This is a genomic window from Rhodococcus sp. PvR099 (assembly GCF_017833315.1).
In the GTDB taxonomy this organism is placed as follows: Bacteria; Actinomycetota; Actinomycetes; order Mycobacteriales; family Mycobacteriaceae; genus Rhodococcus_G; species Rhodococcus_G oryzae.
Genome location: NZ_JAFIBV010000001.1, coordinates 2272501 through 2286804 on the forward strand (window position 1 = coordinate 2272501; position 14304 = coordinate 2286804).

Sequence of the window (14304 nt, forward strand, 5' to 3'; positions counted from 1 at the left end):
GTGTCCCGCGCCTCTCGGCCGGGTCGGTGTCCGTGTCGCTCTGACTCGACAAAAGTTACGCGACAAACCTCAGAACACCAAAACGCCTGGTCGGAGGCGGTAATCGGCTACGCGTCCTCAAATTTGCGTGCCTCGCAGCGTTTCCAGCGGCGAATTCGGCAGGTGAATCCAGCCCTCCCGCTCCGCCACGGCCCGATCCTCGTCCGCGGGCAGCTCCGTCCTGCCGAGCGCGGCGGCGCGGGCCACGACGGCGGCCACGACCGCATCGAAGGCGTCGTCGGATTCCCGGCACAAACTCTCCCCCGCCCCGAGGTCCAGCCACGGCGCCGCCTCACCGAGCCCGGCCACGAGTTCGGTGAGTGCCGCCCGGTTCACCAGTCCCTTGTAGCCACGTGCGGGCAGGCCCCACCCCAGGAGCGCGGCAGCCGGGTACACCTCGACCGCGCGTCCCGAAACCCGGCCGGCCTCGATACCGCTGTACCGAAGCTCGGCGAGTAGGCCCGCGCAGCGGAACGCGACGTGCGCGATGCGATCGGCGGAGACGCTGAGCGGGGACAGCCCGGTCGACGCACGGACGAGGAGGTCGGTGCGTCGCATCGCCAACGGCCTGCGACCGTCCCTGCTCTCCAGGCCGTTGGGTACAGGCAGCATGTTGCCGTCATGTTCGGTCAGGAACCGGACGAACGCCTCGGGCCACCCGAAGGGAGAGTCGATCCCCGTTCGCTCGGCGCCGTGGACAGCCTCGACGATCTCCGCGTTGCCGACACCCAACCGCAGGCTCTCGACCCTCGCCGCGCCCTCGGACCACGCGATCACCGCGACCGCGGTCTTCCTCGGCTCCGCCGCAAGGTCCACACCCACCGTTCGCATCACACGAGGTTAGGGGCGTGCACCCTCGCGCGGGCGGCTAGGCGGTGGTGCGGCGGGAGCGAGCGGGGCGCTCGAGCCGACCGTGCGACTCCGCCCGCAGCTTCAGCAGGTAGAGCCCGGAGACGGATGCGACGATGAGCCACAGCACGGCGACCTCGACATCCAGGCCGTATATGCCGATGGCGGCGCCGACGAGCCCGGTCACGAAGACACAGGCACTGAGGGTCTTGACGGCGGGCGGGGCGATTGTGGTCATGCTCGAACACCTACTCGGAAGTTCTTCGGCGTCTCGCACACGAGCCGCCGGCTTGGTATCTGCATCGTCGAGAATTACGCCTCTCGGGTGCGTAAGACTCCTGAGCCGCATTTCCGCCCGAAACGCTAGCGGCACGATGCCGACAATCCGGATAGGCGCGGCGTCGTTATCCAAATCGAGACCTTTGCCACCTTCGGAGGCAATTCGAAGTCTTGTCCGAACGGTTATCCAAGGCCACGGCCCCTTTTCTCCCGCTTCGTTAGATTGTCAGCGGCCGCGATTGCTGTTCGGCCACTACGCAGAATCGAGAGGGAAGGCCCAACCGATGACCCGTACCCCCAAGTTCCTGATGCTGTCCCTCGCCGCGACGATGGCGGTGCTCGCCGTCTCCGCGCCCTCCGCCACGGCGGATCCGTTCTGCGGCGGTACCGGCAGCGGCGGGAGCAGCGGGTTCGGAAGCACCGGTGGTGCGGGCAACCCGATCCCGTGGTTGAACGGCCAGGACGGGCGGCTCCCCAACCTGAAGGGCAAGACCCAGGCGGTCGAGCACGTCACCGGTCTCAACGGCCCCAACGACACCGCCCGGCGGTTCAACGTGGTCGGCACCGATCTCGGCATCATGTGGGACAACGGCGCGGGTCAGGTCCTCACCGCGTTCGGCGACACCACCGGGCTCAGCCAGGAGCCGCTGTGCGAGGGGCTGGTGGGCGACTGGCGGAGCAACGTGCTCTTCCGCAGCTCCGACCGCGACCTCGACGACGGGATGAGCATCGACAGCTCGCCCCTGGACCGGCCGAACCATTCGAAGGAATTCCTCCCGAGCAAGAAGATCCCCGGCGTCGAACACACCGTCATCCCGACCACCGGTATCTCCGTCAACGGGGTGCAATACATCAATTACATGTCCATCCGCAGCTGGGCGGCGCCCGGCGAATGGGTCACCAATTACTCTCAGATCGCAACCTCCACCGACAATGGCGAGACGTGGACGCCGCGGCCGGAATCTGTGCGACTGAATGTCCTCGACGACGCCCTCTCCCGGGCGAATCTCCCGACGTCGGGAAATCAGAATTTCCAGATGGGCGCCTTCGTCAAGCACGACGGCTTCATCTACAACTTCGGCACGCCCTCGGGTCGTTCCGGGCAGGCCCGGCTCTCCCGCACCCCGGAAGCCTCGATCCTGAACGTCGCCGGCTACGAGTACTGGGACGGCCACGGCTGGGTGGTCGGCAACCCGGCCGTCGCGGTCCCGGTGCTGGACGGCAGCGTCAGCGAGCTGTCGGTCCAGTACAGCGCCTACCTGGGCAAGTTCATCGCGCTGTACTCCAACGAATCGAACGCGCTGATCATGCGGACCGCGCCGGTGCTGACCGGGCCGTGGAGCGCACCGGAAACGCTGATCAGCAGCGCGACCGTGCCCGGCCTGTACGGCGCGTACATGCACCCCTGGTCGGAGGGCGAGAACCTGTACTTCCTGGCCACCACCTGGTCCGACTACAACGTGATGATGATGCGCACCAAGCTCAGCCGCTGACCCCGACGAACGAGAGCCCCGCCGACCGCACGGGTCGTCGGGGCTCTCGGCCGATACGGGTTACTGCGAGACGTTGACCATCTCGTGGTCGGCGACGGTGCCCGCCAGCACGCGCAGGTGGTCGTCGGCGCTGCCGAGCGTGTGCTCGATCGCGACGAGCCGGGAGACGTAGTGCCCCACCGGGTACTCGGCGGTCATGCCGATGCCGCCGTGCATCTGGATGGCCTCCTGACCGATGTGCCGCGAGGCCCGCCCGATCTGCAGCTTGGCCCGCGAGGCGATCGTCGGGTCCTTCACGCCGTCGGCCAGGGACATCGTGGCGTACAGGCTCATGCTGCTCGCCAACTCCAGCGAGACGTACATGTCCGCCGCGCGCTGCGTCAGGGTCTGGAACTTCGCCAACGGAACACCGAACTGCTTGCGCTGCTTGAGGTATTCCGTGGTCAGCCGCAGCGTCTCTGCCATCGCACCGACCGCCTCGGCACACAGCGCGGCCTGCGCGCGCACCTCGGACGCGGTGATCGCGGCGGTGACGTCGCCGCCGTCACCGAGCTGCTCGGCAGGCGCGTCGGCGAACTCGATCTGGGCGCCGCGGAGCCCGTCGTGGGTGGCGTAGCCGCGCCGCGTCACGCCCTCGGCGGCGGCGTCGACCACGAACAGGCCCACTCCCCCGCCGGGCAGGGTCGCGCTGACGACCAGGGTGTCGGCGCAGTCGCCGTGCAGCACCGGGTTCTTGCGGCCGGTGAGGACCCAGCCGTCGCCCCGCGCGGTGGCGGTCGTCGAGACCTCGCTCGCCGGCCACCGGCTACCGGGTTCGGCGTGCGCGAACGCCGGCAGCACGGTGCCCTCGGCGACCCGAGGCAGGTAGCGCGCGCGCTGGTCGGCCGAGCCCGCGTCGGCGATCAGCCCACCGGCGAGCAGGACGGCGAGGTACGGCTCCGGCGCCAGCGCCCGGCCGATCTCGTTCATCACGGCCATCGTCTCGACCGGTCCCGCGCCCATCCCGCCGTCCTCCTCGGCGAACGGCAGCCCGAGCAGGCCGATCTCGGCGAAGCTCTTCCACACGTCCCGGCTCCAGCCGAGGTCGGTGGCGGTGACGGCGTTGCGCTTCTCGGCGTCGTAGCTGCGGGCGAGCAGCTCACGGGTCGTGTCGCGCAGCATGACCTGTTCGTCATTGAGTTCGAAGTCCATTGCGGCGCCTCACAATCCGAGGATCGAAGAGGCGATGATGGTGCGCTGCACCTCGCTCGATCCGCTGTAGATGGATACCTTTCGGTAGTTCAGGTAGGTCGGGGCGGCGTGCTGCGCCCAGGACGGCGAGTCGATGTCGGCCGCACCGAACGGCAGCGAATCGGGGCCCGCGACGTCCATGAGGATCTCGGTGGAGGCCTGCTGCAGCTCCGAGCCGCGGAGCTTGAGCAACGACGACGCCGGGTTGGGCTTGCCGTCCGCCGAGCCGGCGACCACCCGCAGCTGGGTCAGCTCCAGCGCCAGCAGCTCGTTCTCCAGCTCCGCGAGGCGCGCCGCGAACAGCGGGTCCTGCAGCAGCGTGCCGTCGCCGACCTTGGTCTGGGCCGCCAGTTCCTTGGCCTGCGCCAGGCGCACCTTGGAGGTGCCGACCCGGGTGACGCCGGTGCGCTCGTTGCCGAGCAGGAACTTCGCGTATCCCCAGCCCGCGTTCTCCTCGCCCACGAGGTTCTCGGCCGGGACGCGGACGTCCTCGAACCACACCTCGTTGACCTCGTAGCTGCCGTCGATCAGCTTGATCGGGCGGACGGTGACGCCGGGGGTCTTCATGTCGATGAGCAGGAACGAGATGCCCGCCTGCCGCTTCGGGGCGTTCGGGTCGGTCCGGACCAGGCAGAAGATCCAGTCCGCGTGCTGCGCCAGCGTGGTCCAGGTCTTCTGGCCGTTGACGATGTAGTCGTCCCCGTCGCGGACGGCGCGGGTCTTGAGCGAGGCCAGATCGGAGCCCGCCTCCGGCTCGGAGAAGCCCTGGCACCACCAGATGTCGAGGTTCGCGGTCGCGGGCAGGAAACGCTCCTTCTGCTCCTGCGAACCGAAGGCCGCGATGACCGGCCCGACCATGTCGGCGTTGAACGCCAGCGGGTCCGGCACGGAGGCCAGCTGCATCTCGTCCAGCCACAGGTGACGCTGCACCGGCGTCCAGTCGCGGCCGCCCCACTCGACCGGCCAGTTCGGCACGGCGAGCCCGTTGGCGTTGAGGATCGCCTGGGTGGTCTTGAAATCCTCGGCGGTCAGCTCACCGCCGCGCGCGGCGCGCTCACGGATGTCGGCCGGGACCTGGGTGGTGAAGAACGTGCGCATCTCGTCGCGAAAGGCGAGTTCCTCGTCGGTGAGTTTCAGGTTCATTGTGTGCTTTCTGTGTCAGATCGCCGAACCCCGGCCGGTCGAACCGGACGGGGCGAGCCGAGAGCGCGCACCGCAGAACTAAGCGCACGCTCATTTCCTAAGCGCATGCTTATACTTGTCCCGTCGGCGGGTGTTGTCAAGGTGCAGAAGGTGAAGCGGAGGCCAAGGGTGAGCGAATCGGTGGCGGCGGAGACACCCGGCGTGGTGAGCAGCTCCAAGGCCGCCGCGCGGATCCGGGCCGCGGCCGTGGAGGCGTTCGCCGAGAACGGCTACGGGGGGACCACCACCCGCGACATCGCCGCTCGCCTCGGCCTGAGCCCCGCCGCGATGTACCCGCACTACAAGTCCAAGGAAGAGCTGCTCTACGCGATCAGCTACGAGGGCCACCAGCGGTGCGTCGAGCTGCTCACCGACGCCGATCCCGTCGACTCGCCGCCCACCGCGAGGCTGCGCGCGGTCGTCGGCGCCTTCACCCGCTGGCATGCGACCCACCACGCCCGCGGACGGGTGGTGCAGTACGAGCTGACCGCGCTCTCCCCCGAGCACTACCGCACGATCATCGGGCTCCGCCGCGACGTGAACCGGATCGTCAAGCGGATCGTCAAGGCGGGCGCCGCGGACGGCTCGTTCGTCGTGCCGGACGTCGAGGGCGTGACCCTCGCGATCACCTCGCTCTGCGTCGACGTGTGCCGATGGTTCCCCGGTGGCGGCTTCACCGAACCGGATCGGGTCGCGGAGCTGTATTCCGAACTGGCCCTTCGCCTCGTCGCGGCCACCGCCTGACCGTCAGTCCCGCCCGCGGCCCGGTTCCGCGCGCGACGTGAGCGCCAGGATGTCCCGGTACAGGACGCTCTGATAGGTCCCCATCAGCTCCTCGACCCCGCCGAACTGGTCGCCGACGTGGTGGGTGTTCTCCGCCGAGAGCTCCCGGTTGCCCGAGCGCGCGATGAGGTCGTCGATCCTCGAATCGAGGCTCATCGTCCGCTGCACCGCGGCGACCGCCTGGAGCTGCTCTTCCGCCTGGGAGAGCAGGTCTCCGATGCGAGCCAGCGCCGCGACCCGGTCGACCAGCTGATGCCACACCGGCGCCAGCGCCGTCTGCCGCGCCGTGATCTGGGCGCGGGCACCCTCGCCCCGCGTGGACCGCATGGCCGCGCCGAGCTCGGCGGTGATCCCCCGCAGCGCCACCGTGTCGGCCGCGATCTGGATCAGCTCGTCCGCCAGGTCCAGCTGGGCACGCTGGATGAGGAAGTGCTCCGAATGCCAGGCCGACGACCCATCGATCCGGTCGTACAGCGTGCCCGCCAGGTAGAGCAGGGTGTCGTAGCGGTCCGCGAACCGCTCACCCTCGGGCGCGGCGCCCTGGGCGAGGGCCTCGGCGGCCCGGCGACCGACACCGGCCAGCGGAGTGCTCTCGGTGAGCGCGGCCACCCGCTCCGCGGCAGCGCCGAGGGTCGCGTTCCGCACCTGGTCGACGGGGCGATCGCCCGAGGTGACGGGCACCGGGGTCCGCTGCAGCGCGGCGAACAACGCCTCCCGCTGGTCGGGTTCGAGGTGCACCCCGTCGCGGCGCTCCCGCCGGATCGCGCGTACCCCGCTCGCGTAATGCGTGCCGGACAGCACCATGGCCGACCGCAGGTGATCGAGCCGCTTGGCGACCTCGGCCGCCCGGAAGGTGAACACCGCCTGCACGGGCCCCGGCCGCAGCTCCGCCGCCCGACCCGCGAGCCGGGCCTGCTCGTCGGTGAGCCGCCGGAGCGCACCGAAGCCCCCGATCGACGGGATGGTCCGGCCCGTCCGCCGCCGTTCGGCCAAGATCTCGCGCGTGGTGACGTCGACGTGTCCGGCCGCGATCAGCACGGCCGCCTCGTCGGACAGCACCGGCAGCCGGGCCTCGACCCACGCCCCCTCGCTCCACCGTCGCACCTGCAGCGAGATCCGCTCACGGCGCTGTGCCGCGGTCTCGTAATCGCCCGGGACCTGCGGGTCATCCGACATCGAGCCTCCTCGAGTTCCAGGACTCCACTGTCCCAGAATTCCGGGGAACGCGCCGCGACCCGGTCCGCACAGCCCCAGGTGACGGCGCCTTTCGGCGACCGACCGTTGCGAGCACACTGAAACGGGATCTGAATGTGACTGCGGGTGCCTATTGACTGCGGTGTGACTCTGGTCTCATACTCTGACTGATCGATTAGTCAGTAAGGAGACTCCGTGGATCTGAAGGAAGCCGTCCGGCAGAACATTGGGCGAGCCGAGCAGTCCGCCGTCGACCTCAGCCACCGCATCCACGCCCACCCCGAAGTCGGCTTCGAGGAGTACCGCGCCGCCCAGTGGGTGGGTGACGCCCTCAGCGAGGCGGGCTTCGCCGTCAACACCGGCGTCGCCGACCTGCCGACCGCGTTGCTCGCCACCGCCGGCGACGGGCCTCTCGTGGTCGGGATCTGCGCCGAGTACGACGCCCTGCCCGGCCTCGGGCACGCGTGCGGGCACAACGTCATCGCCGGATCGGCCGTGGCCGCCGCTCGGGCGCTCGCCCCGCTGGCCTCCGACCTCGGCATCACGGTGAAGGTGTTCGGCACCCCCGCCGAGGAGAACGGCGGCGGCAAGGTCCTCATGCTCGACGCCGGCCTCTTCGACGGAACGCACGCCGCGATGATGGTGCACCCCGCAACCTTCGAGCAGGCGTACACAAGCGTCCTCGCGAACGGCGACCTGCTCGTCGACTTCACCGGCAAGAACGCCCATGCCTCGGCCGCCCCCTACGAGGGGGTCAATGCCGGCGACGCGGTCACCCTCGCCCAGGTGGCGATCGGGCTGCTGCGCCAACAACTCCATCCCGGTGATCAGATCCACGGGATCGTCACCAACGGCGGCGAGGCACCGAACATCATCCCGGCGAAAGCCGGTGCGCACTACTACATTCGGGCATCCGACCTCGAATCACTCAAGGTACTCGAGCAGCGCGTCCAGCGATGCTTCGAGGCGGCGGCATTGGCGACCGGCTGTGAGATGACGAGCGCCCCCACCGGGCCCGACTACTCCGAGTTCCGCAACAACACCGCGCTCGCCGACCTCTACGAGACGAACGCCCGGCAGCTCGGCCGCAGGTTCGCCCCGGTCGGGGAGACGTCATCCGCACTCGGATCGACCGACATGGGAAACGTCTCCCGCGCGATCCCCGCCATCCATCCGACCCTCGCCCTTGACTGCGGCACCTCGGTCAACCACCAGCCCGAGTTCGCGGCCCACTGTGCGGGCGCCTCCGCGGACCGCGCGCTCATCGACGGCGCCACCGCGATGGCCTGGACCATCGTCGACCTCGCCACCGACCCCACCCTCCGTGCCCGATTCATCGCGGGCAACTAACCCCTACCCATCAGGCGGTGCACATGCGTAAGTACTGGATAGTCGGCTCCATCCCCTTCATCTTGATATTCCTGGTGACCTGGATACCCCAGATCAACGGCCCGCACGTGTGGCTCGGCGCCCCCGCCATCTTCATCTGGGTCACCCTGGTCAGCAGCATCCTCGTGTCCGGCGTCCTCACCTACTTCGAGCGCACCCGCACCGATCTCGACGCGGAAGGCAACGAAGCGTGAACGTCACCCTGGCAATCGGCGTCCTCGGCATGCTGGTCATCGCCGCCATCGGCTTCTATGGGCGGCGACAGCCCGTCAAGGACATGGACGAATGGGCGGTCGCCGGCCGCAAGTTCGGCGTGATGACCACCTGGGTCCTGCAGGCAGGCGAGACCTTCACGACGTTCACATTCCTCGGCACCGTCGGGCTGGTCGTCTCCCTCGGCGCCTCCGCCTTCTACTGCATTCCGTACATCCCACTCGCCTACCTGGTGATGTACTGGATTGCCCCAAAGCTGTGGCGCCGGGCGAAGGCGGCCGGGTATGTCACCCAATCCGACTTCCTCCGCGGCAGCTACAACAGCCCCACGCTCGGCTTCCTCTCCGCGGTCTTCGGCATCATCTTCCTGCTGCCCTACCTGCAGCTGCAGATCACCGGACTGGGCCTGATCGTCCGCGCCGCGACAGGTGGTGCCGCCGACGGCACGATCAGCAGCATCGTCGCGTTCGTACTCGTGATCGCGTTCGTGCTGTGGTCCGGACTGCACGGCGTGGCGCGGACGTCGTACTTCAAGGACGTGCTGATGATCCTGGTGATGCTGGTGATCAGCATCGCGATCCCGATGCACTTCAACGGCGGGCTCGACTTCGGACTGAGCACCATCGCCCGTGAGATGCCCGAGATGCTGTACGTCCAGACCGGCACCTACGGCATCTGGTGGTTCATCACGAGCATGGCGATCAGCATGATCGGGGTGATGTTCTACGCGCTGCCCCACAACTGGCCGGCCGTACTGGCCAGCCGCAGCGAGAAGGCGGTCCGCCAGAACCTGATCTACCTGCCGATCTACAGCGCCCTGGCCAGCATCCCGATGCTGCTCGGCTATACGGCGATCGTCGCATTCGGCAGCGACCAGGACGGCGACTCCGCGATGCTCAAGATGGCGTCCGAGGCCCTGCCGCCGTGGGCCATGGGTGTCGTGCTCACCGCCGCCGCGGCAACCGCCATGGTGCCCTCCGCTGCCTTGCTCATCGCCATCGCGCCGCTCGCCGTCAACAACGTGTTCCAGGTCAAGGACGAGAAGCGCAAGTTCGTCGTGAACCAGGCGGTGGTGGTGGTCTTCGGGCTTGCAGCACTGGTCCTCGCACTGTCGATGCCGAACCTGCTCGGCAACATGCTGCTGCTGACCTTCAGCGGGTCGACGCAGGTGGTCCCCGCGATTGCGGGAGCACTGCTGCTCAAACGACGACTCGACAAGGCCTCGGTCATCGCCGGCCTGTGCGCCGGTGTGTTCACGGTCATCCTGCTCACCTTCGCGCCGTTCGACGGGCCCGACATCAACACCGGCATCAGCGGCCTGATCGTCAACATCGCGGTGATCGCCGTGATCGAACTCGTCATCCGGGTGCGGCGGTCCGTAGCAACACCGCATGACCCGATCGAGATCGCGTCGGAGGCCGCTGCGAGGGCTTGATCGCTCACGAAACCCCAAGTACGCGTGCGCTATCGCCGCATACACCCGGAGCCGTCACCGTGCATTCGCTCGAACGAGAGCAGCGCGGTGGCGGCTCGGCGCATTCGCACGACGGTGCAGTAGCTTGACAGTGTGGCAAAGCAGACAAAACAGCGTAAAGAGACCAAGGATCGGCGCAACGAGATCCTCTCCACCACGCTGGACCTGGTAACCGAGAACGGTATCGATCGACTGCGTGCCGCCGACATCGCGGAGGCGCTCGGCGTCAGCACCGCGCTGATCTTCTACCACTTCAAGACCCTCGAGAACGTCATCGTCAGCGCCTTCGAACTGGCCGCCGAGAACGACCTGGCCAACCTCGACACGGTGCTCGAGAGCACCGATGGCACGATCGAGGACCGCCTGCGTGCAGTCCTGAACGAATACGGACCGACCGGCCGCGCCGTGGGCTGGAGACTGTGGATCGAGACCTGGTCGGCGTGCCTGCGCGAGCCCGCGCTGCGCGATGTCACCCATCGCCTCGACATGCGCTGGCGCGAGGTGGTCACCGACCTGATCCGCGCGGGCGTCGACAACGGCGAGTTCCGCACGGACGACCCGCAGGGCACCACCTGGCGGCTGACCGCCATGCTCGACGGGCTCGCGGTCCAACTCGTCGCACTGGACGGCGCGGTGTCGAAGGACGACGTCGCCACCTGGATGGACCGGGCGATCCGCTCCGAGCTACAGCTCTGACGCGCTGCCGCCGGGGCTCCCCCGGCGGCTCCTCCACCGGTGATCGCCCTGCGGCGCCGGAAAATTCAAACGCCATCCCCTTGACGTGGCACGCATCACTCTCGCATACTGACTGAGCAATCAGTTAGTAGATGACAGAGAGCGTAGGAGCCCCCATGTCCTTGACCCTTCCGAACGCGATCGGATCGACCGACGCCACCCGCACCGACGACCCGTTCTTCGAGGCGACCTGGCGCGACACCGAAAGCGACGCAACGGGATACCTGGTCATCGACCGCCTCGTCCGCGGCATCTCCAGCGGCGGCCTCCGGATGCGCGCCGGCTGCACGCTCAACGAGGTCAGGGGGCTGGCCCGAGGGATGACCCTCAAGGAGGCCATCCATTTCGAGGCAGGCGCCCGATACGTCCCCCTGGGCGGCGCCAAGGGCGGCATCGACTTCGACCCGTACCACGCCGACGCCGACGGGGTGCTGAGGCGCTACCTCCAGGCCATGGCGCCGCTCATCGAGCAGCGCTGGACCATGGGCGAGGACTTCGGTGTCCGCCAGGACGCGGTGGACGCGGCCCTGAGCGACATCGGGCTCGAGAGCTCGGTGCAGGCCGCACACCGCGTCATCGACGACCGGGCCGAGTCCGCGACCCGGATGAAGACGGCGTTCACCGCGATCGTCGACGGGGTCAAGCTCGACGAGCTCGTCGGCGGATACGGTGTCGCCGAGGCGGCCCTCGCCGCTATGGACCGAAAGGGCATGGACCCGAGGCAGACCCGGGCCGTGGTGCAGGGCTTCGGATCGATGGGCGGGGCCACCGCCCGTTACCTCGCCCAGGCCGGTGTGCGCATCGTCGGCATCGCCGACGTGCACGGCGTCGTCGCCAACCCGGACGGTCTCGACGTGGAGACGCTGCTCCTGTCCCGCGACGCGACCGGCGGGGTCGACCGCAGCCGGCTCGCGGCCGGCGACGTGCAGCTGCCGTCCGCAGAGTGGCTGTCCGTCGAGGCCGAGGTGCTGATCCCGGCGGCGACGTCGTACTGCATCGACGACTCCAACCAGGACCAGGTCCGGGCCGCACTCGTCGTCGAGGCCGCCAACATGCCGATCACCCCCAGCGCCGAGGAGGCGCTGGTCGCCCGGGGTGTCGTGGTGTCGCCGGACTTTCTCGCCAACTCCGCGACCAACGCCTGGTGGTGGTGGGTGTTCTTCGGTGACATCGACGGCAGCGCGGAGCAGTCCTTCGACAAGATCCGCACCCGCATGTGGACGTTGAGCGGCCAGATGTTCGACCACGCCGACGAGCACGGTGTCAGCACGCGTGCCGCCGCGTTCGCTCTGGCCTCGGACAAGCTCGCCGATCTGTCCGCGCAGTTCCCGACCTACTGACGCCCCGGCCCCACCACGACCAGGAGTTCTTGACATGGCACCCATCCCTGCGCCGACGACCGACACCGACCTACGGGTCTTCACCGACCCCTCCTCGGTGGCGGTGGTCGGCGCCACCGCCGACCCAGCGAAGTGGGGCTACTGGCTGGCGACAGGCGCGCTGTCCGGACGCCACCGCCGTCGCGTCTACCTGGTGAACCGGTCCGGGGCCGAGATCCACGGCGAGTCCAGTCACGCCGGACTGCATGAGCTGCCGGACGCTCCCGAACTGGTCGCGTTGTGCGTGCCGCCGCACCACGTCGGCGCGGTGGTGGACGAGGCGCTCGCGCTCGGTGCCCGCGGATTCCTCGGCATCACCGCGGGCGTCCCCGACGAGCGCGCCATCGCGGAACGCATCCGGGCGGCCGGGGCCCGGCTGGTGGGGATGAACAGCCTCGGCATCTACGACAGCACCACGGAGCTGCGTCTGGCCTGGGGGCAGTTCACCCCCGGACCGATCGCGGTGATCTCGCAGAGCGGCCAGGTCGGCTCGGAGATCGCGTTGCTGGCGGCGCGCGCCGAACTGGGTGTCTCCCGGTTCATCTCGATCGGGAACCAGACGGACCTGGGCGCCGCCGAGTTGCTCGACGAGCTGGTCGGCGACGATTCGACCCGCGTGGTCGCGCTCTACCTCGAGTCGTTCGCCGGCGGCCCGGACATCGTGGATGCGCTCAGCCGACTCCGACAGGCCGGAAAGCACACGATCGTGCTCACCGTCGGCGCGAGCGAGGCCAGCTCCCGGTTGGCCCGATCGCACACCGGATCGCTCACCTCGAGCATGGACGTCGTCGATGCCGCGCTGCGCGTCGCGGGCGCGGTCCGGGTCGCCACCCCTACCGAGCTCGTGGACCTCGCTCGCCTGCTGCTCGCGACCGGCCTGCCCGGCGGCCGCCGGGTGGCCGTCGTGGGTGACAGCGGAGGACAGACCGGCATCGCGGCCGACGTCGTCGCCAAGGCCGGGCTCCGGGTCCCGGAATTCTCGGCGGGACTGAAATCCGCTCTGGAAAAGCAACTCCCGAGCGGCGCCGCCTGCAGCAACCCCGTCGACCTGGCCGGTGCCGGTGAGCGGGACCTGGGCTCGTACTCGAGCGTGGTCTCGCTCCTGTTGGAGTCGGACGAGGTGGACTCCGTCGTCCTGACCGGATATTTCGGCACCTATGGGGCGGACACCCCGTCCCTTTCCGGTCGCGAGATCGAGGTCGCCCGGTCGATGGGCGACTCGGTCTCCGCGAACGGCAAGCCGCTGATCGCGCACACCATGGTCGAGGGCAACCCGACCACGGAAGCCTTGCACGCCAACGCGATCCCCACCTACAGTGCGATCGACTCCGCAGTCCGGTCCCTCTCGCACGCGAGCCGGCTGCAGTCGGCCGGACGCGAGTGCCGTCCGTCGGCTCCCAGGACCGAGCTGATCGGCGCTGGGTACCTCCCAGCCCAGAAGCTGTTGTCCGAAGCTGGGATCCGGTTCCCGCGCAGCCTCACCGTGCACAACCGGACCGAGCTCACGACGGCGGTCGAGCGGCTGACCGCACCCTACGTACTCAAGGCGAGCTGGCTCGAGCACAAGAGCGAGGTCGGCGGCGTACGCGTCGGCATCGCCGACCACGCCGAACTCGTCGCGGCCTTCGACACGATGTACGCCGCCCTCGGCGTCGGCGACTACGTGGTCGAGGAACTCGACACCCGCCCGGACACCGTGGAGATCCTGCTCGGCGCCCGCCGCGACCCCGATCTCGGTGCGGTGATCGTCGTCGGGGCCGGTGGCACCGAGGCCGAGGTGTACCGGGACGTGGCGGTGGAACTGGCGCCGATCGACCAGGCCACCGCTCTCCAGATGATCGAGCGACTGACCTGTCTGCCGCTGCTGCGCGGATGGCGGGGCAAGCCGGGCGTCGACATCGACGGCCTGGCTGCCGCGGCCGCGGCAGTCTCCGAACTGGCGGCGGCACACCCGCACGTCGACGAGATCGAGGTCAACCCGCTGCGGGTCGGCCCCGACGGCATCCTCGCCGTCGACGCGCTCGTCATCGAACAGCACCCCTGACCAATCCCCTCGTACCCAAGG

13 protein-coding genes are annotated in these 14304 nt (G+C 68.9%); 8 read left to right on the top strand and 5 right to left on the bottom strand.

Going from position 1 to position 14304, the window contains the following annotated elements; all coding sequences use genetic code 11:
* Positions 1-117: 117 nt before the first annotated feature.
* Positions 118-870 carry a DUF429 domain-containing protein gene (locus JOE46_RS10255; protein WP_097212427.1) on the bottom strand — a complete coding sequence of 251 codons (753 nt, stop codon included), beginning with the start codon at positions 868-870 and terminating at the stop codon, positions 118-120.
* 37 nt (positions 871-907) lie between these two features.
* Complete coding sequence (locus JOE46_RS10260; RefSeq protein ID WP_097212428.1) at positions 908-1126, bottom strand: hypothetical protein; 219 nt, start codon at positions 1124-1126, stop codon at positions 908-910.
* Positions 1127-1451: 325 nt separating this feature from the next.
* On the opposite strand from JOE46_RS10260, the gene JOE46_RS10265 reads away from it, so the two are divergent.
* On the top strand, positions 1452-2660 hold the full coding sequence (locus JOE46_RS10265; RefSeq protein WP_245221013.1) for a DUF4185 domain-containing protein: 1209 nt from the start codon (positions 1452-1454) through the stop codon (positions 2658-2660).
* Positions 2661-2720: 60 nt separating this feature from the next.
* Here JOE46_RS10265 and JOE46_RS10270 read toward each other — a convergent pair whose 3' ends face one another.
* Both JOE46_RS10270 and JOE46_RS10275 read right to left on the bottom strand, forming a co-directional pair.
* The gene (locus JOE46_RS10270; RefSeq protein WP_097212429.1) at positions 2721-3851 is read right to left on the bottom strand and encodes an acyl-CoA dehydrogenase family protein; all 1131 of its coding nucleotides are present in this window, start codon (positions 3849-3851) and stop codon (positions 2721-2723) included.
* A gap of 9 nt (positions 3852-3860) precedes the next feature.
* Positions 3861-5033, bottom strand: coding sequence for an acyl-CoA dehydrogenase family protein (locus tag JOE46_RS10275; RefSeq protein ID WP_097212430.1), 1173 nt, complete (start codon positions 5031-5033; stop codon positions 3861-3863).
* A gap of 201 nt (positions 5034-5234) precedes the next feature.
* Here JOE46_RS10275 and JOE46_RS10280 point away from each other — a divergent pair, with 201 nt between their 5' ends.
* Positions 5235-5816, top strand: a complete 582-nt coding sequence (locus tag JOE46_RS10280) for a TetR/AcrR family transcriptional regulator (RefSeq protein ID WP_373560267.1) — start codon at positions 5235-5237, stop codon at positions 5814-5816.
* 3 nt (positions 5817-5819) lie between these two features.
* Here the strand turns inward: JOE46_RS10280 and JOE46_RS10285 are convergent, their stop codons facing one another.
* Positions 5820-7031: a hypothetical protein gene (locus tag JOE46_RS10285; protein WP_097212432.1), complete on the bottom strand. Its 1212-nt coding sequence runs from the start codon at positions 7029-7031 to the stop codon at positions 5820-5822.
* Between the two features lie 219 nt (positions 7032-7250).
* On the opposite strand from JOE46_RS10285, the gene JOE46_RS10290 reads away from it, so the two are divergent.
* The 6 genes from JOE46_RS10290 to JOE46_RS10315 all read left to right on the top strand — a co-directional run bounded on the left by JOE46_RS10290 (position 7251) and on the right by JOE46_RS10315 (position 14283).
* Positions 7251-8399, top strand: a complete 1149-nt coding sequence (locus JOE46_RS10290) for a M20 family metallopeptidase (RefSeq protein ID WP_209929051.1) — start codon at positions 7251-7253, stop codon at positions 8397-8399.
* A gap of 17 nt (positions 8400-8416) precedes the next feature.
* On the top strand, positions 8417-8632 hold the full coding sequence (locus JOE46_RS10295; protein WP_097212433.1) for a hypothetical protein: 216 nt from the start codon (positions 8417-8419) through the stop codon (positions 8630-8632).
* On the top strand, positions 8629-10086 hold the full coding sequence (locus JOE46_RS10300; RefSeq protein WP_209927155.1) for a sodium:solute symporter: 1458 nt from the start codon (positions 8629-8631) through the stop codon (positions 10084-10086). The genes JOE46_RS10295 and JOE46_RS10300 overlap by 4 nt, the downstream gene beginning before the upstream one ends.
* Before the next feature lie 132 nt (positions 10087-10218).
* Positions 10219-10821 carry a TetR/AcrR family transcriptional regulator gene (locus JOE46_RS26950; RefSeq protein ID WP_097212435.1) on the top strand — a complete coding sequence of 201 codons (603 nt, stop codon included), beginning with the start codon at positions 10219-10221 and terminating at the stop codon, positions 10819-10821.
* A 155-nt stretch (positions 10822-10976) separates the two neighbouring features.
* Positions 10977-12200, top strand: coding sequence for a Glu/Leu/Phe/Val dehydrogenase dimerization domain-containing protein (locus tag JOE46_RS10310; protein ID WP_209927156.1), 1224 nt, complete (start codon positions 10977-10979; stop codon positions 12198-12200).
* 34 nt (positions 12201-12234) lie between these two features.
* Positions 12235-14283, top strand: coding sequence for an acetate--CoA ligase family protein (locus JOE46_RS10315; protein WP_209927157.1), 2049 nt, complete (start codon positions 12235-12237; stop codon positions 14281-14283).
* The last annotated feature ends 21 nt before the right edge of the window (positions 14284-14304 follow it).

Coding starts and splice junctions, on each gene's coding strand:
- JOE46_RS10260 (WP_097212428.1), bottom strand. CDS start 1,126: ATGACCACAATCGCCCCGCCCGCCGTCAAGACCCTCAGTGCCTGTGTC.
- JOE46_RS10315 (WP_209927157.1), top strand. CDS start 12,235: ATGGCACCCATCCCTGCGCCGACGACCGACACCGACCTACGGGTCTTC.
- JOE46_RS10265 (WP_245221013.1), top strand. CDS start 1,452: ATGACCCGTACCCCCAAGTTCCTGATGCTGTCCCTCGCCGCGACGATG.
- JOE46_RS10255 (WP_097212427.1), bottom strand. CDS start 870: ATGCGAACGGTGGGTGTGGACCTTGCGGCGGAGCCGAGGAAGACCGCG.
- JOE46_RS10285 (WP_097212432.1), bottom strand. CDS start 7,031: ATGTCGGATGACCCGCAGGTCCCGGGCGATTACGAGACCGCGGCACAG.
- JOE46_RS10310 (WP_209927156.1), top strand. CDS start 10,977: ATGTCCTTGACCCTTCCGAACGCGATCGGATCGACCGACGCCACCCGC.
- JOE46_RS10270 (WP_097212429.1), bottom strand. CDS start 3,851: ATGGACTTCGAACTCAATGACGAACAGGTCATGCTGCGCGACACGACC.
- JOE46_RS10275 (WP_097212430.1), bottom strand. CDS start 5,033: ATGAACCTGAAACTCACCGACGAGGAACTCGCCTTTCGCGACGAGATG.